The organism is Achromobacter ruhlandii (assembly GCF_002082135.1).
Taxonomy (GTDB): Bacteria; Pseudomonadota; Gammaproteobacteria; order Burkholderiales; family Burkholderiaceae_B; genus Achromobacter; species Achromobacter ruhlandii.
Map to the genome: position 1 here is coordinate 4333328 of NZ_CP017433.1, position 15697 is coordinate 4349024.

At 68.9% G+C, this 15697-nt stretch carries 14 protein-coding genes; 8 read left to right on the forward strand and 6 right to left on the reverse strand.

All coding sequences use genetic code 11. The features are described from left to right. Positions 1 to 13: 13 nt before the first annotated feature. The 5 genes from AruCF_RS19500 to AruCF_RS19520 form a co-directional block, all read right to left on the reverse strand. The gene (locus tag AruCF_RS19500; RefSeq protein WP_049075443.1) at positions 14 to 454 is read right to left on the reverse strand and encodes a MaoC family dehydratase; all 441 of its coding nucleotides are present in this window, start codon (positions 452 to 454) and stop codon (positions 14 to 16) included. A gap of 60 nt (positions 455 to 514) precedes the next feature. Then, the gene (gene boxA, locus AruCF_RS19505) at positions 515 to 1762 is read right to left on the reverse strand and encodes a benzoyl-CoA 2,3-epoxidase subunit BoxA (RefSeq protein ID WP_049075445.1); all 1248 of its coding nucleotides are present in this window, start codon (positions 1760 to 1762) and stop codon (positions 515 to 517) included. Between the two features lie 51 nt (positions 1763 to 1813). Further along, complete coding sequence (gene boxB / locus AruCF_RS19510; protein ID WP_049075447.1) at positions 1814 to 3241, reverse strand: benzoyl-CoA 2,3-epoxidase subunit BoxB; 1428 nt, start codon at positions 3239 to 3241, stop codon at positions 1814 to 1816. Between the two features lie 109 nt (positions 3242 to 3350). Further along, positions 3351 to 5012: a 2,3-epoxybenzoyl-CoA dihydrolase gene (boxC, locus tag AruCF_RS19515; protein WP_049075449.1), complete on the reverse strand. Its 1662-nt coding sequence runs from the start codon at positions 5010 to 5012 to the stop codon at positions 3351 to 3353. A 244-nt stretch (positions 5013 to 5256) separates the two neighbouring features. Further along, positions 5257 to 6168, reverse strand: a complete 912-nt coding sequence (locus tag AruCF_RS19520; protein ID WP_006385536.1) for a helix-turn-helix transcriptional regulator — start codon at positions 6166 to 6168, stop codon at positions 5257 to 5259. 178 nt (positions 6169 to 6346) lie between these two features. Here AruCF_RS19520 and AruCF_RS19525 point away from each other — a divergent pair, with 178 nt between their 5' ends. The 8 genes from AruCF_RS19525 to AruCF_RS19560 all read left to right on the forward strand — a co-directional run bounded on the left by AruCF_RS19525 (position 6347) and on the right by AruCF_RS19560 (position 13970). After that, on the forward strand, positions 6347 to 6817 hold the full coding sequence (locus AruCF_RS19525; RefSeq protein WP_020926744.1) for a DUF4863 family protein: 471 nt from the start codon (positions 6347 to 6349) through the stop codon (positions 6815 to 6817). A 170-nt stretch (positions 6818 to 6987) separates the two neighbouring features. Then, positions 6988 to 8547: a benzoate-CoA ligase family protein gene (locus AruCF_RS19530; RefSeq protein ID WP_049075451.1), complete on the forward strand. Its 1560-nt coding sequence runs from the start codon at positions 6988 to 6990 to the stop codon at positions 8545 to 8547. Beyond that, positions 8544 to 9389 carry an alpha/beta fold hydrolase gene (locus tag AruCF_RS19535; protein WP_049075453.1) on the forward strand — a complete coding sequence of 282 codons (846 nt, stop codon included), beginning with the start codon at positions 8544 to 8546 and terminating at the stop codon, positions 9387 to 9389. The genes AruCF_RS19530 and AruCF_RS19535 overlap by 4 nt, the downstream gene beginning before the upstream one ends. Before the next feature lie 19 nt (positions 9390 to 9408). Continuing rightward, positions 9409 to 10569, forward strand: a complete 1161-nt coding sequence (locus tag AruCF_RS19540) for an ABC transporter substrate-binding protein (RefSeq protein ID WP_049075455.1) — start codon at positions 9409 to 9411, stop codon at positions 10567 to 10569. 15 nt (positions 10570 to 10584) lie between these two features. Further along, positions 10585 to 11466, forward strand: coding sequence for a branched-chain amino acid ABC transporter permease (locus AruCF_RS19545; protein WP_006385541.1), 882 nt, complete (start codon positions 10585 to 10587; stop codon positions 11464 to 11466). Between the two features lie 2 nt (positions 11467 to 11468). Next, positions 11469 to 12506 carry a branched-chain amino acid ABC transporter permease gene (locus AruCF_RS19550; protein ID WP_049075457.1) on the forward strand — a complete coding sequence of 346 codons (1038 nt, stop codon included), beginning with the start codon at positions 11469 to 11471 and terminating at the stop codon, positions 12504 to 12506. Beyond that, positions 12499 to 13272 carry an ABC transporter ATP-binding protein gene (locus AruCF_RS19555; RefSeq protein ID WP_049075459.1) on the forward strand — a complete coding sequence of 258 codons (774 nt, stop codon included), beginning with the start codon at positions 12499 to 12501 and terminating at the stop codon, positions 13270 to 13272. Before AruCF_RS19550 ends, AruCF_RS19555 begins: the two co-directional genes overlap by 8 nt. Next, a complete protein-coding gene (locus AruCF_RS19560; RefSeq protein ID WP_026383166.1) occupies positions 13260 to 13970 on the forward strand; it encodes an ABC transporter ATP-binding protein in 711 nt (236 codons plus the stop codon). The genes AruCF_RS19555 and AruCF_RS19560 overlap by 13 nt, the downstream gene beginning before the upstream one ends. 40 nt (positions 13971 to 14010) lie before the next feature. On the opposite strand, the gene AruCF_RS19565 is transcribed toward AruCF_RS19560, so the two are convergent. Beyond that, a complete protein-coding gene (locus tag AruCF_RS19565; protein WP_049075461.1) occupies positions 14011 to 15567 on the reverse strand; it encodes an acetolactate synthase large subunit in 1557 nt (518 codons plus the stop codon). Between the last annotated feature and the right edge of the window lie 130 nt (positions 15568 to 15697).

Here is a 15697-nt window from a genome sequence, read left to right on the forward strand (position 1 = left end):
CTCCGGGCAGGGTTCAATCCCCCGAGAGATCGAACAAGCTGGTCGCGTCCAATTCCAGCACGCCCTCGTCATGCTGGTTGATCACCGTCCAGGCCCAGGTGATGATGCCCAGGTCGGGACGCGAGGACGAAGTGCGCGCGCCCTGCACCCGGGCTTCCAGGCGCAACTGATCGCCGGGGCGCACCGGCGTGCGCCAGCGCACTTCGCCCAGGCCGGGCGAGCCGAAGGACTCGGAATCGTGCAGCGCGGCGTCCACCGCCATGCGCATGGCCAGGGCGCAGGTATGCCAGCCGCTGGCGATGAGGCCGCCCCAGCGGCCCTCGGCGGCCCGCTTCAGATCGGTGTGGAACCACTGCGGGTCGTACTTGCGGGCGAACTCGAGGATTTCGGCTTCCGTGATGGTGACCGGACCGGCCTTGATCAGCATGCCGTCCTTGAAATCAGCGAACTTCATTGGTGGACTTCCCCTCGCATGGATGACCCCTGGAGGGCTTGCCGGAAGCCGGCCGCCCGTTCAATAGGTCTCGAAGTGCAGCCGCCCCTCGCGGCGCAACACATCGTGCAGGATAGTCCAATCCTGTCCCGCTTGCACCGTCACCTCGCGCAAGGCGTCCAGCACGCCGACTTCCATGCCCTTCAGGCCGCAGACGTAGATGCAGGTGTTGCGATCGGCGAGCAGTTCGCGCACGACGGCGGCGCGTTCGCGGATCAGGTCCTGCACGTAGCGCTTGGGCTGGCCGGCTTCGCGCGACAGCGCCAGGTTGATGTCGATGAAGTCGCGCGGCAGTTTCATCAACGGGCCGAAGTACGGCAGCTCGCGTTCGGTGCGGGCGCCGAAAAACAGCATCAGGCGGCCATTCTCCCCCGTTTCGATGCGGCGCCGGTAGCGCTCGGTCATGGCGCGCATCGGCGCCGAACCGGTGCCGGTGCAGATCATAATGAGGTTGGCGCGCGGGTGGTTCGGCATCAGGAAGGTATGGCCGAACGGACCGATCACCTGCACGGTGTCGTTCTTGGCCAGGTCGCACAGGTAGTTGGAGCAGACGCCGTTCACCGACTGGCCCTGGTGGTCCTCGGTGACGCGTTTCACGGTCAACGACAGGTTGTTGTAGCCGGCGCGTTCGCCGTCACGCGGACTGGCCAGCGAGTACTGGCGCGCGTGGTGCGGCCGGCCCTGGGCGTCGGTGCCGGGCGGCAGGATGCCGATCGACTGGCCCTCCAGCACCGGGAACGGCAGCTCGCCGAAGTCCAGCACGATGTGATGGATGTCGCTGTCGGTGTCGGCGCCGGTGACGCGGTAGTTGCCGACCACGGTGGCGGTCACCGGCGTCTTGTGGGTGTAGAGGTTGACGTAGGGATGCGCGGCGGACCACGGCGGCACGCTGGCGCCGGGCGTGGCGGACGGCATGGCTGCCACCCCGGCGGACGACACCGGTTCGACGACCGCGTTCGCCGCCTCATCCACGATGGCCGCGGCCGCCGGCAGGGGCTGTTCGCGCGGCAGTTCGTCCCAGCTCAGTTGGTCCTGCACCGAATAGGCGTCGCTGCGCACCACCAATCGCCAGTTGTCGATCGAGCCGGTGGGGCACGGCGGCACGCAGGCCATGCAGCCGTTGCAGATGTCCGGGTCGACCACGTAGTTGTTGCTGTCGTGCGTGATCGCGTCGATCGGACAGGTTTCTTCGCAGGTGTTGCAGCGGATGCAGATCTCGGGGTCGATCAGGTGTTGTTTCAGGACTTCCATGGGCAGGGCGGCGTTCATCGCGGTCATCCGAATGCGCGGCGCGGCGGCGCATGGCGCCGCCACGGGGCCTTAGTTGAAACGAACGTACTCGAAGTTCACGGGCTGGCGGTTGATGCCCATGACCGGCGGCGCGATCCAGTTGGCGAACTTGCCGGGCTCGGTCACGCGGCCCATCAGCGAGGCGACGAACTCACGGTCCTCCGGCGTGGGCAGCCATTGATGGCGGTGCGCCTGCCATTGCGCCTCGGACAGGATCTCGCCCTCGGGCGACATGCGGATGCCGGCCAGCGTGCCGATCTGGCGGTTGAAGGCCTTGTGCGGCACCTGCAGGCGGAAGGCGATGCCGCTCTTTTCGATGACCTTGTTCCAGCGGCCGATGCCGGCCACCGAGTCGCGGATGAAGTCGTCGCGCAGCACTTCGTTCAACGCGTTCAGCATCGGCACCTCGATCTCGCGCAGCCTGCCGTTGTCGACCGACAGCACGCGATAGGTGTCGTTCTTGAGCTGGTGGTCGTCGTTGCGCTTGCTCTCTTCGTAGCGGCCTTTCAGGCCTGAGCCGTAGAAGATGGCGGCGTTGGACGACTGGTCGGCGCCGAACAGGTCGATGGTGACGCTGTAGTGGAAGTTCAGGTAGCGCTGGATCGTCGGCAGGTCGATGACGCCGGCGGCGCGCACGGCGGCGGGGTCATCGGTCTTCAACTGGTTCATCACTTCGCAAGTGCGCTGGATCACGCGCGAGATGCCGGATTCGCCCACGAACATGTGGTGCGCTTCCTCGGTGAGCATGAACTTGGTGGTGCGGGCCAGCGGGTCGAAGCTGGATTCGGCCAGCGCGCACAGCTGGAACTTGCCGTCGCGGTCGGTGAAGTAGGTGAACATGTAGAACGCCAGCCAGTCCGGCGTCTTCTCGTTGAAGGCGCCGAGGATGCGCGGGTTGTCCGAATCGCCGGAGGTGCGCTGCAGCAGCGCGTCGGCCTCTTCGCGGCCGTCGCGGCCGAAGTAGCGGTGCAGCAGGTAGACCATGGCCCACAGGTGGCGGCCTTCCTCGACGTTGATCTGGAACAGGTTGCGCAGGTCGTACTGCGACGGCGCCGTCAGGCCCAGGTGGCGCTGCTGCTCGATCGACGCCGGCTCGGTGTCACCCTGCGTGACGATGATGCGGCGCAGGTTGGCGCGGTGTTCGCCCGGTACGTCCTGCCAGACGTCGCGGCCCATGTTCTCGCCGAAGTGGATCTTGCGCTGGCCGTCCTGCGGCGCCAGGAAGATGCCCCAGCGGTAGTCGGGCATGCGCACGTGGTTGAAGTGGGCCCAGCCGTCGGGCTCGACGCTCACGGCGGTGCGCAGGTAGACATCGAAGCCGTGCGAGCCGTCCGGCCCCATGTCCTGCCACCATTGCAGGTAGTTGGGCTGCCAGTGTTCCAGCGCGCGTTGCAGCGTGCGGTCGCCGGACAGGTTGACGTTATTGGGGATCTTGTCGCTGTAGTTGATGCCTGACATTGTCTCTGCTCCTGGATGGACGGCCGCGTCGGGGCGGCGTCGGGTCTTGGGGCGGCGGCCGCGCTGCGCGGGCCGGCGCCGTGTATGGGGACTTGCTGCGTGGGCCGCGCTAGACGCGGTTCCAGTCGAATGTCGCCTGCTCGCCCTTGCCGTAGAGCTTGAGCGCGCCCTTCTCGCCCGCCGCGTTGGGGCGGTTGAAGATCCAGTTCTGCCAGGCGGTCAGGCGGCCGAAGATGCGCGTTTCCATGGTTTCGCGGCCGCCGAAGCGCAGGTTGGCTTCCAGGCCGGTGAGCGCATCGGGCGACAGCGCGCGGCGCTCTTCCAGCATCATGCGCACCTCGTCGTCCCAGTCGATGCTGTCGGGCGCGTAGGTCACCAGCCCCAGTTCCAGCGCGTCGCGCGCGGCCAGCGGCTGGCCGGCGCGTGCCCGCACCGCTTCGAGCGGCGCCGTTTCCTCGTGGAAGCGGCGTTGCAGGCGGCTCTGGCCGTTGACCATCGGGTAGGCGCCGAAGTTGGCCTCGCCCACGATCAGCCGGGCCGCGTCGTGTTCCTCGCCGTCGCTGTCCAGCATGTAGCTGCGGTCGGCGGCCAGCGCCAGTTCCAGCAGCGTGCCGGCAAAGCACGAACCCGGTTCGACCAGCGCGAACAGGCTGCGGGAGGTCACGTCCAGGCGCGCCAGCGTGCGGCGCAGCAGGCCCGCGGTTTCGCGCACGAACCAGTGATCGGCGTGGCGTTGCAGCGCGGCGTCGGCGGCCAGCAAGGCCTGCGCGTCGCCCTCGGTCTTGAAGATCCAGGTGCCGATGTCGAGTTCATTGGTGCGCAGCGACAGGATGGCGTCGTCCAGTTCGCGCGCCATCTGCAGCGGCCACCAGGCCGCGCCGGCGGCCACGATGTCGGCCAGTTCCGATTCCACCGGGCCTTGCGGCGCGCGCACCGTCCAGGTGGCCTGGCGCTTGGCGCGATCCAGTTGCACGTCGACGTAGCGGTAGGACAAGGCATCGGCGCCTTCCTCGCGCGCCAGCGGCGTCAGCGCCACGCCTGCCTCGCCGGCGGGGCGGCTGCTGCCCTCGGCCAGCGCCAGCGCGCGCTCGCGCACCGCGGCCTCGAACTGCGCCGGCTTGACCACGTCGTCGACCAGGCGCCAGTCCTTGGCGCGCTGGCCGCGCACGCCTTCGACCAGGGTGCAGAAGATGTCGGCGTGATCGTGGCGCACGCGGCGCTTGTCGGTGACGCGGGTCAGGCCGCCGGTGCCCGGCAGCACGCCCAGCAGCGGCACTTCGGGCAACGCGACCGAGGACGAGCGGTCGTCGATCAGCAGGATCTCGTCGCAGGCCAGGGCCAGCTCGTAGCCGCCGCCGGCGCAGGCGCCGTTGAGCGCGGCGATGAATTTCAGGCCGCTATGGCGGCTGGAGTCCTCGATGCCGTTGCGGGTTTCGTTGGTGAACTTGCAGAAGTTCACCTTCCAGGCGTGCGAGGACAGGCCCAGCATGAAGATGTTGGCGCCCGAACAGAAGATGCGGTCTTTCATGCTGGTGACGACCACGCTGCGCACCTCGGGATGCTCGAAGCGGATGCGCTGCAGCGCGTCGTGCAGCTCGATGTCCACGCCCAGGTCGTAGGAATTGAGCTTGAGCTTGTAGCCCGGACGCAGGCCGCCGTCCTCGGCCACGTCCATCGCCAGCGTGGCGACGGGGCCATCGAACGACAGGCGCCAATGGCGGTACTGGGAGGGATCGGTCCGAAAGTCGACCTTGTTGGCGGCGCTGCTCATTGCTTGTCTCCTGATGCCTTAGCCGGATAGGAAAAATACTGCACGACATGAATTATTATGCAGATTAGTGCAGGCAAAAATCAGCGTCAAGCAAAAGATGCACAAAAGTGCAGGTCGTTGGAAACACGTCGAGGCGTATGCCACTGAAGCCCCCATCCTTGGACGGACAGGCCGACGTCCGCGCCCCGCCAAACAAAAGGCCGCCCCAACGGGCGGCCCTGGCGGTCGGCGAAAGACGCGGGCACTACAGCGGCAAGCCGCAGGCCTTGCGCACCTGGGTACGCAGGCCGGCGAAGCTCTCCTGCACTTCCAGGTGACTGGTGACCCAGGTCAGGTCGGCCTTGGCGTAGAACGCCTCGCGCCCGGCCAGGATGCGCTTCAGGTCGGCCATGGCTTCGTTATTGCCGGACATCGGCCGGAAGTCCCCCTGCGCCATCACCCGGCCCATGTGCTCCTCGGGCGTGGCGCGCAACCAGACCGTGTAGCAGTGCGCCAGTAGCAGGTTGAGCGTGGCCGGCTCGGACACCAGGCCGCCGGGGGTGGCCAGCACCATTTCCGGATAGATCTGCACCGCCTCTTCCAGCGCGCGCCGCTCGTAGCGGCGATAGGCGTTCGGGCCGTACAGGTTGTGGATTTCCAGGATGCTGCAGCCGGCCACGCGCTCGATCTCGCGGTTCAGCTCGACGAACGGGTAGCCCAGGTCATCGGCCAGCATCTGGCCCAGCGTCGACTTGCCCGCGCCGCGCAGGCCGATCAGCGCGATGCGCTGGGTGCGGTTAGGGCGCTGCGCGCCGGCGCCCACGCCGAACAGCTGGGTCAGCGCCTCGCGGGCGCGCTGCAGGTCGGACTCGGTGCGGCCGCTAAGCAGCTCGCGGATCAGCAGCCAGTCGGGCGATTCGGTGGTGACATCCCCCACCAGCTCGGCCAGCGCGCAGTTGAAGGCCTTGGCGATCTGCAGCAGCACCAGGATCGAGGCATTGCCCACGCCGTGCTCGAGATTGGCCAGATGCCGCTCCGACACGCCGGTCACCTGCGACAACCCCTTGCGCGTCATGCCGCGGATGGCCCGCAGGCGGCGCACCCGCTCGCCCAGCGCCACCAGGAAGGCTTCCCGCCTGGGTTCGGTTGGCGCCGCGTCTTCTAGCGCTTGGTTCATGGTGTAGCTGACTCCGCAAAAACCCTGATAACACCCGATTTATGCACTATAGTGCTTGACCCACATCAATGGAAGCACTATTTTTCCTCAAACAGCTTCAACAGCGTGTCAGGTGCGACAAAACAGCACTGGATTGCATCCGCCGCTGAAGCGCCGACAGTGTATAGGAGGAGACCGGGTGAGCACGCCAGAACGATTCCACGCGCTGATGCGCCAGGTGACGGACCTGATGGCCGGCCAGGCGCTCGACGGCGCCCTGCAGCAGCGCCTGAACCAGCAGGCCGGCCCCGACAGCGCGTTGTACGCCGACATCTTCGCCGCCTGTAGGCAGGGCGTGGCCGACGGCTGGATGTGCAACCGCGAAGGCGGCGGCATCCGCTACGGCCGCGTCATCAAGCCGGCCGAGGACCTGGGCGGCTGCTCGGTGGACGTGGTCGACATGGACGACCTGGCCGGCCCGCACCACGCGCATCCCAACGGCGAAGTCGACATGATCATGCCGCTGACCGACGCGGCGCGCTTCGACGGCCACGGCGCCGGCTGGCTGGTCTACGGCCCCGGCAGCGCCCACCGCCCCACCGTGACGCAGGGCCGCGCGCTGGTGCTGTACCTGCTGCCCGGCGGCGCCATCGAGTTCACCCGCGCATGAATCCGCGCCCCGCTTCCCCACAGCGCCCCGGCCGCGCCCCGCGTGGCCGGCCGGCTGCCGGCGCGGGCTGACCCCGCGTCCCATGCCATGCCCCCGGTCACGACAAGCCGCCAGACGCTTGCGGACCGCCGGACAGGCCGCCCCGCCCGCCAGGACACCAGGAGACAACCGTGAATGCCTGCCCCGCCGAACTGAACTTCGCCAGCCACCTGGCCGCCTTGAACGCGCCGCGCGCCGCCAAGCTGGCCTACATCGACGACACCCGCCAGCTCACCTACGGCGAACTGGCCGAGCGCGTGGCGCGCATGGCGGGCGCACTGCGCCAGTTGGGGCTGCGGCGCGAAGAACGCATCCTGCTGCTGATGCAGGACACGGCGGACTGGCCGGTGGTGTTCCTAGGCGCGCTGCACGCCGGCGTGGTGCCAGTGGCCGTGAACACCCTGCTGACGCCGGACGACTACGCCTACATCCTCAACCACAGCCGCGTGCGCGCCGCGTTCGTCTCCGAGAGCCTGCTGCCGACCTTGCAGGCCGCGCTGGCGCAGGCGCCCGGCGAGGTCGAGCACCTGGTGGTGTCACGCCCCGCGGCGGCGCTGCCTGCCGGCGCGCACGAACTCGACGCGCTGCTGGCCGCCGCCCCGCTGGCGCCGGCCGCGCGCACGCTGTCCGATGAGATCGCCTTCTGGCTGTATTCGTCGGGCTCCACCGGCAAGCCCAAGGGCGTGGTCCACACCCATGGCAACCTGTGGCACACCGCCGAGCTCTACGCCAAGCCGGTGCTGGGCATCCGCGAGGACGATATTGCGTTCTCGGCCGCCAAGCTGTTCTTCGCCTACGGGCTGGGCAACGGCCTGACCTTTCCGCTGTCGGTGGGCGCCACCGTCGTGCTGATGGCCGAGCGGCCCACGCCGCAGGCCGTATTCCAGCGCCTGGTGCGGCACCGTCCGACCGTGTTCTACGGCGTGCCGACGCTGTACGCCAGCATGCTGGCCGCGCCCGACCTGCCGCCGCGCGAACAGGTGGCGATGCGCATCTGCACCTCGGCCGGCGAAGCCCTGCCGCGCGACATCGGCGAACGCTTCCAGCGCCATTTCGGCTGTGACATCCTGGACGGCATCGGCTCGACCGAGATGCTGCACATTTTCCTGTCGAACCGCGCCGGGCAGTTGCGCTACGGCACCACCGGCAAGCCGGTGCCCGGCTACGAGGTGCAACTGCGCGACGATAACGGCGCGCCGGTGGCCGCCGGCGCGATTGGCGACCTGTACATCAAGGGCCCGAGCGCGGCGCTGATGTACTGGAACAACCGCGACAAGACGCGCCAGTGCTTCCTGGGCGATTGGCTCAAGAGCGGCGACAAGTACATCTGCGACGCCGACGGCTACTACACCTATGCCGGCCGCAGCGACGACATGATCAAGGTCAGCGGCCAGTACGTGTCGCCGGTGGAAGTGGAGAACGTGCTGGTGCAGCACGAGGCGGTGCTCGAAGCCGCCGTGATCGGCGTGCCGGACCACGACGGACTGGTCAAGACCAAGGCCTACGTGGTGCTGCGGCCGGGCTACGCGCCGGACGCGAACACCGGCGCCGACCTGCAGCGCTACGTCAAGCAGCACCTGGCGCCCTTCAAGTATCCGCGCCAGATCGACTTCACCGACGAACTGCCCAAGACCGCCACCGGCAAGATCCAGCGATTCCGCCTGCGGCAGCTGGAACAGGTCACGCCATGAGCGCCGTGCCCGCTCCCGAGCCCACCGCTCTGGCCGACGTGCGCGCGGCGGGACGCGACCTGCGCCTGGAGTACCAGTGGATCGCGGCCGCGCGCCGGGACGCGCCGCTGCTGGTGTTCCTGCACGAAGGGCTGGGGTCCGTGTCGATGTGGAAGGACTGGCCGCGGCAGGCCTGCGCCGCCGCCGGCTGCCGCGGGCTGGTCTATTCGCGCCATGGCTACGGCCGCTCCACGCCGCTGGCCGCGGGCGAAAAGCGTCCGGTCGACTTCATGCACCGCGAGGCCGCCGACGTACTGCCCGCACTGCTCGCCGCGCTTGGCATCGACGCCAAGCGAGATCGGCCCATCCTGTTCGGCCACAGCGATGGCGGCTCCATCGCGCTGCTCTACGCCGCCCTGCATCCCGACGCAGTCGCGGGCGTCGCGGTGGCCGCGCCGCACATCTTCGTCGAGGACCGCACCGTGGCGCATATCGAACAGGCGCGCCAGGCCTACCGCGACACCGACCTGCGCGCGCGGCTGGCACGCCATCACGATGACGTCGATTCGGCCTTTCGCGGCTGGAACGACGTCTGGCTGGATCCCGCCTTCCGCCGCTGGAACATCGAGGATCACCTGCCCGCCATCGCCTGCCCCGTGCTGGCGATGCAGGGCGTGGACGATGAATACGGCACGCTCGAACAGATACGCGGCATCCGCCGCGCCGCGCCGCAGACACGGCTGCTGGAGATTCCCGACTGCCGCCACTCGCCGCACAAGGACCAGCCCGCCATCGTTATCCAGGCCATCGCCGGCTTCGTCGGCGCGCTGGACCAACCCGGCCGCCCCAGCGGCAGCCCATGACAAGCACGGAGACACCACCATGACCCACGCCCTGACCCGGGCCGCGCTGAGCGCGGCGCTGATGCTGGCCGCAAGCGGCGCCCTGGCCGCCGACAAGCTCAAAGTCGGCTTCATGCTGCCCTACAGCGGCACCTACGCCGCGCTCGGCACCGCCATCGAGAACGGCTTCAAGCTGTATGTGGCCGAACAGGGCGGCAAGCTCGGCGGGCGCGAGATCGAGTACTTCAAGGTGGACGACGAGTCCAATCCGTCCAAGGCCGCCGAGAACGCCAACCGCCTCATCAAGCGCGACCAGGTCGACGTGCTGATCGGCACCGTGCACTCGGGCGTGGCGATGGCGCTGGCCAAGGCCGCCAAGGACGCCGACACCACGCTCATCGTGACGAACGCCGGCGCCAACGCCATCACCGGCCCGCTGTGCGGCCCCGGCATTTTCCGCACCTCGTTCACCAACTGGCAGCCGGCCTACGCCATGGGCCCGGTGGCCAAGGCGCGCGGCCACAAGACGGCGGTGACCATCACCTGGAAGTACGCGGCCGGCGACGAGGCCATCGGTGGTTTCAAGGAAGGCTTCGAGCAGGCCGGCGGCAAGGTGGTCAAGGAACTGAGCCTGCCCTTCCCCAACGTCGAATTCCAGTCGCTCCTGACCGAGATCGCCGCGCTCAAGCCCGACATGGTGTTCACCTTCTTCGCCGGCGGCGGCGCGGTCAAGTTCGTGCAGGACTATCACGCGGCCGGCCTGGACAAGACCATCCCGCTGTACGGCTCGGGCTTTCTCACCGACGGCACGCTGCAAGCGCAGGGCGCGTCGGCGCAGGGGCTGCTGACCACCCTGCACTACGCCGACGGCCTGAACACGCCGCGCGACAACGCCTTCCGCGCCGACTACGGCAAGGCCTACAACATGCAGCCCGACGTGTACGCGGTGCAAGGCTACGACGCCGCGCAATTGATGCAGTCGGGGCTGGCGGCGGTCAAGGGCGACTTCGGCAAGAAGGCGGAATTCCGCGAGGCCATGCGGGGCGCCACGGTCGACAGCCCGCGCGGCGCGTTCACGCTGTCCAAGGCCGGCAACCCGGTGCAGGACATCTACCTGCGCCGCGTCGACGGCCTGGAAAACAAGGTGGTGGACGTGGCCGTGCGCAAGCTGGCCGACCCGGCCCGCGGCTGCAAGCTCTAGGACAGGAGAGTCCCCATGGACCTCGGCATCCTGCTCATCCAGAGCCTGAACGCCTTCCAGTACGGCCTGTTGCTGTTCCTGGTGGCCAGCGGGCTCACGCTGATCTTCGGCATCATGGGGATCATCAACCTGGCGCACGGCAGCTTCTACATGATCGGCGCCTACATGGCGTTCGCGCTGGGGCCGGCGGTGGACCGCTGGCTCGGCGGCGGCTTCGTCGCCACCCTGGCGGTGTGCGTGCTGGCCGCGGCCGCGCTCGGCTATCTGCTGGAGGCGGCGTTCTTCAGCTACCTGTACCGCCGCAACCACCTGCAGCAGGTGCTGATGACCTACGGCCTGATCCTGGTGTTCGAGGAACTGCGCAGCATCCTGGTGGGCAACGATGTGCACGGCGTGCCGCTGCCGTCCTGGCTGCAGGGCAGCATCGCGCTGGGCGATGTGATGACCTACCCGGTGTACCGGCTGTTCATCTCGGCGGTGGGCATCGCGGTGGCGCTGCTGCTGTACTGGGTCATCGCGCGCACGCGGCTCGGCATGATGCTGCGCGCCGGCGCCAGCAACCGCGAGATGACCGGATCGCTGGGCATCGACGTCAACAAGCTGTACCGGCTGGTGTTCGCCGCCGGCGTGGCGCTGGCGGCGCTGGCCGGCAGCATCGCCGCGCCGGTGTCGTCGGTGTATCCGGGCATGGGCAACGGCGTGCTCATCATCTGCTTCGTGGTGGTGGTGATCGGCGGCATCGGTTCGATCCGCGGCGCGTTCCTGGCGGCGATGCTGGTGGGCGTGGTCGAGACCTTCGGCCAGGTGCTGTTCCCCGCCGCCGCGGGCGTGCTGGTGTACGTGCTGATGGCCGCGATTCTGCTGTGCAAGCCCGAAGGGCTGTTCAAACAGGGCTGACCATGAACGTGAATCGACTCCTGCCTGTCGCGACCCTGCTGGCGCTGGCCGCCTTCGCCTGGAGCGGCAGCGACTACTACACCGGCCTGGCCGTGAAGATCATGATCTACGCGGTGTTCGCGCTCAGCCTGCAATTGCTGGTGGGCGGCGCGGGGCTGGTCAGCCTGGGGCACGCGGCGTTCTTCGGCATCGGCGCCTATGCCGCCGCGCTGCTGTCGCCGCAGTCGGAGGCGGCCAGCCTGTGGTGGCTGCTGCCGGCGGCGCTGCTGGCGGCGGCCACCTACGCCGCGCTGACCGGCGCGCTGGCGCTGCGCACGCGCGGCGTGTACTTCATCATGGTGACGCTGGCCTTCGCGCAGATGGCCTACTACGTGTTCCATGACACCAAGGTCGGCGGCGGCAGCGACGGCATCTACCTGTACTTCCGGCCGCAGGCCAATATCGCAGGCTGGCTGCCATTCGACCTGGACCAGGGCAATACCTATTATTTCTTCGTGCTGGCCTGCCTGGCGCTGACCTGGGGCTTCCTGGCCCTGCTGCGGCGCTCGCCGTTCGGCGCGGCGCTGGCCGGCATCCGCATCAACGAACAGCGCATGCGGGCGGCCGGCTATTCGACCTATCCGTACAAGCTGGCGGCGTATGTGATCGGCGCCGCGCTGGCGGGGCTGGCCGGCTTTCTGTTCGCGCTCAAGGATGGCTTCGTCACGCCCGAGCTGCTGGCCTGGGAACAATCGGGGCTGGTGCTGCTGATGGTGATCCTGGGCGGCATGGGCAGCCTGGGCGGCGCGGTACTGGGCACGGCGACGCTGGTGCTGCTGCAGGAACTGTTCCAGTCGCAGGCGCTGTTCGGCGACTACGCGCGCCACTGGCACCTGCCGCTGGGCCTGGCCATCATCGCGCTGGTCGCGCTGCTGCCCGACGGGCTGGCCGGCCTGCCGGCGCAATGGCGCCGGCGCCGCGCCCGCCACGCCCCCAACACGCCGGCCTCGCCCGCCGCCAAACCGCTGGCCCTGCCGATCCAAGGAGAGCCCCATGCCTGATCCCCTGCTGACCGCCAACGCGGTCACCCGGCGCTTCGGCGGCCTGACCGCCGTCAACGGCGTATCGCTGGCATTGCAACGCGGCGAAGTGCATGCCGTCATCGGCACCAATGGCGCGGGCAAGTCGACCCTCATCAACATCCTGTCCGGCGAACTGGCGCCCAGCAGCGGCCAGGTGTCGCTGGGCGGGCGCGACATCACCGCCTGGGACCAGCCTGAGCGCGCCCGCGCCGGCCTGGGCCGCAGCTACCAGCGCTCGACCCTGTTCCCGGAACTGAGCGTGTTCGAAAACTGCCGGCTGGCGGCGCAGGCGCGGCGCCAGCGCTTCTGGCACTGGTGGCGGCCGGCCTCGGCCTGCGCGGTCAGCGCCGACCTGGCCGCGCACGCGCTGGAGCGCACCGGCCTGGCGGCCGACGCCATGCAACCGGCGGGGCTGCTGCCGCATGGCCGCAAGCGGCAGCTCGAGATCGCCATGTGCCTGGCCGGCGAACCGCAGGTGCTGCTGCTGGACGAACCGCTGGCCGGCATGGGCCCGGAGGAAACCGACCGCATCCTGGCGCTGCTGCAAACGCTCAAGGCCAACCACGCCATCCTGCTGGTCGAGCACGACATGGACGCGGTGTTCCGCATCGCCGACACCATCACCGTGATGGTCAACGGCAGCAGCATCGCCAGCGGCGACCCGGCGCGGATCCGCGCCCATGCCGAGGTGCGCACCGCCTACCTGGGCGAAGACCTGGACGGAGACTTCACATGCGCGCACTGATCGAAGCCGACGGCCTGCATGTGTACTACGGCGCCAGCCACGTGCTGCGCGGCGTCGGCCTGCGCATCGGCGCCGGCGAGTCCGTGGGACTGGTGGGCCGCAACGGCATGGGCAAGACCACGCTGATCCGCAGCCTGGTGGGCCAGGTGCGCAGCGCCCAGGGCCGCGTGGCGGTGCGCGGCGCCGACTGCACCCGCGCCCGGCCGCACGCCATCGCGCAACTGGGCGTGGCGTACGTACCCGAAGGCCGCGGCATCTTCCCCAACCTGAGCGTGCGCGAGAACCTGCTGGTGGCGGCGCGCGCCGGCGAACAGGGACGGCGCGACTGGACCTATGCGCGGGTGCTGGAGACCTTCCCGCGCCTGACGGAACGGCTGGGCCATGGCGGCCAGCAGCTGTCGGGCGGCGAACAGCAGATGCTGGCGATTGGCCGGGCGTTGATGACCAACCCCGACCTGCTGATCCTGGACGAAGCCACCGAAGGCCTGGCGCCGCTGATCGTGGCCGAGATCTGGAAGATCATCCGGCAGATCCGCGCCACCGGCATGTCGACGCTGATCGTCGACCGCAACTACCGCGCGGTGCTGGCGCACACCGACCGCTGCCTGGTGATGGAAAAGGGATTGATCGTGCAGGACGGCGACAGCGCGGCGCTGGCCGCCGCGCCCGAACAGCTGACTCGCTACCTGGGGGTCTGATTACCCCGCGCCGCCTGCTCGCGGCGCGGGGCGGGGCGGGTCAGATCAACGCTTCGATCAGGAACGGGCCGCGGCGCTTCAGGCCGTCCTGCAAGGCGCGGGCGAAGCCTTCCACGGTATCGACGCTGACCGCCTCCACGCCCATGCCGCGCGCCAGGTGCGTCCAGTCCAGATACGGTTCTTCCAGGTCGAGCATGCGGCGCGCGTTGCGGCCCGGCTCCTGCACGCCCACGTTCTTCATTTCGCCGTGCAGCGTGGCGTAGGAACGGTTGGCCAGGATCACCGTCAGGCAGTCCAGGTTCTCGCGCGCCTGCGTCCACAGCGCCTGTAAGGTGTACATGCCGCTGCCGTCCGCCTGCAGGGTGATGACCTTGCGGTCCGGGCAGGCCACCGCCGCGCCGGCCGCCAGCGGCAGGCCGATGCCGATGGCGCCGCCTGTCAGCATCAGCCAGTCATGCGGCGCGCTGCTGGCGCTGTAGATCGGGAATTCGCGGCCCTGGGTGATGGACTCGTCGCAGACGATGGCATTCTCGGGCAAGTGGTGCGCCACCAGGATGTTGACGGCGGCGCCGGTCAGCTTGCCGCTGGCCGGCACCTCGTAGGCCGGCGCGGGCGCCGCCAGGCGCGGCGCGTCGGCGGCGATGCCGAGTTCGTCGGCCAGCCATTCCAGCGCATGCGCCAGGTCCTGCTCGACGGTGGCCAGCACGATCTTCTCGCAATCCTCTGGCGCCAGCAGGCTGGGCTTGCCGGGATAGGCGAAAAAGCCCACCGGGGCCTTGGCGCCGACCAGCACCAGGTGGCGCACGTCCTTGAGCTTGGCCACCGCCAGGTCGATCGGGTACGGCAGGCGGTCGACCGGCGTGCGGTCGCCGCCGCGCTCGACGCGGCGGTTGGAGGTCTCGGACATGAGCCGCACGCCAGTGGCGCGGGCAATACGGCCGGCGGCCTTGAGCGCGCGTTCGCGCAGCGCGGTGCTGCCCAGCAGCAGCGTGGTGGTTTCGCCGGAGCGGATCGCCTTGGCGGCGGCGCGCACCGCCTCGATGGTGGTGTGCGGCACGGCCTCGTCGACCACCTTGGCCACCGCGGTGTCGGCCGGCAGCTCGGTCCAGGCGGAGTTGGCCGGCAGGATCAGGGTGGCGATGTTGCCCGGATGGCGGCGCGCCACGGCAATGGCCTCGGCGGCATCGGCCGACATCGATTCGGCCGACATGCCGCGCTTGACCCAGTGCGACATGGGCCGCGCCACGCCTTCGACGTCGCTGGTCAGCGGCGCGTCGTATTGCACGTGGTAGGTGGCGTGATCGCCGACGATGTTGACCATCGGCGTGCGCGCGCGCTTGGCGTTGTGCAGGTTGGCCAGGCCGTTGCCCAGGCCCGGCCCCAGGTGCAGCAGCGTGGCGGCCGGCTTGTCGGCCATGCGCGCGTAGCCATCGGCGGCGCCCGTCACCACGCCTTCGAACAGGCCCAGCACGCAGCGCATCTTCGGTTTGCGATCCAGCGCCGCGACGAAGTGCATCTCGGACGTGCCCGGGTTGGCAAAGCAGACGTCCACATCATTGGCCAGAAGGGTATCGCAAAGACTATCAGCGCCGTTCATCGTGTTTCCCTGGTTGTTTTACGTAGGCTCGGGCCGGCGGCGGCGCGCCGGCCCGATTTGGCATGATAGGTAGCGTAGCGCAAACCGGGTAGAGCCATTTACGCGGCTCGGCATGGAACCATTCCCCAGG

Bases quoted from the DNA above. Each gene is read 5' to 3' on its own strand.
- AruCF_RS19500 (WP_049075443.1), bottom strand. From the start codon at position 454: ATGAAGTTCGCTGATTTCAAGGACGGCATGCTGATCAAGGCCGGTCCG.
- AruCF_RS19550 (WP_049075457.1), top strand. From the start codon at position 11,469: ATGAACGTGAATCGACTCCTGCCTGTCGCGACCCTGCTGGCGCTGGCC.
- AruCF_RS19540 (WP_049075455.1), top strand. From the start codon at position 9,409: ATGACCCACGCCCTGACCCGGGCCGCGCTGAGCGCGGCGCTGATGCTG.
- boxB (WP_049075447.1), bottom strand. From the start codon at position 3,241: ATGTCAGGCATCAACTACAGCGACAAGATCCCCAATAACGTCAACCTG.
- AruCF_RS19520 (WP_006385536.1), bottom strand. From the start codon at position 6,168: ATGAACCAAGCGCTAGAAGACGCGGCGCCAACCGAACCCAGGCGGGAA.
- AruCF_RS19560 (WP_026383166.1), top strand. From the start codon at position 13,260: ATGCGCGCACTGATCGAAGCCGACGGCCTGCATGTGTACTACGGCGCC.
- AruCF_RS19545 (WP_006385541.1), top strand. From the start codon at position 10,585: ATGGACCTCGGCATCCTGCTCATCCAGAGCCTGAACGCCTTCCAGTAC.
- AruCF_RS19565 (WP_049075461.1), bottom strand. From the start codon at position 15,567: ATGAACGGCGCTGATAGTCTTTGCGATACCCTTCTGGCCAATGATGTG.
- AruCF_RS19555 (WP_049075459.1), top strand. From the start codon at position 12,499: ATGCCTGATCCCCTGCTGACCGCCAACGCGGTCACCCGGCGCTTCGGC.
- boxA (WP_049075445.1), bottom strand. From the start codon at position 1,762: ATGAACGCCGCCCTGCCCATGGAAGTCCTGAAACAACACCTGATCGAC.
- boxC (WP_049075449.1), bottom strand. From the start codon at position 5,012: ATGAGCAGCGCCGCCAACAAGGTCGACTTTCGGACCGATCCCTCCCAG.
- AruCF_RS19535 (WP_049075453.1), top strand. From the start codon at position 8,544: ATGAGCGCCGTGCCCGCTCCCGAGCCCACCGCTCTGGCCGACGTGCGC.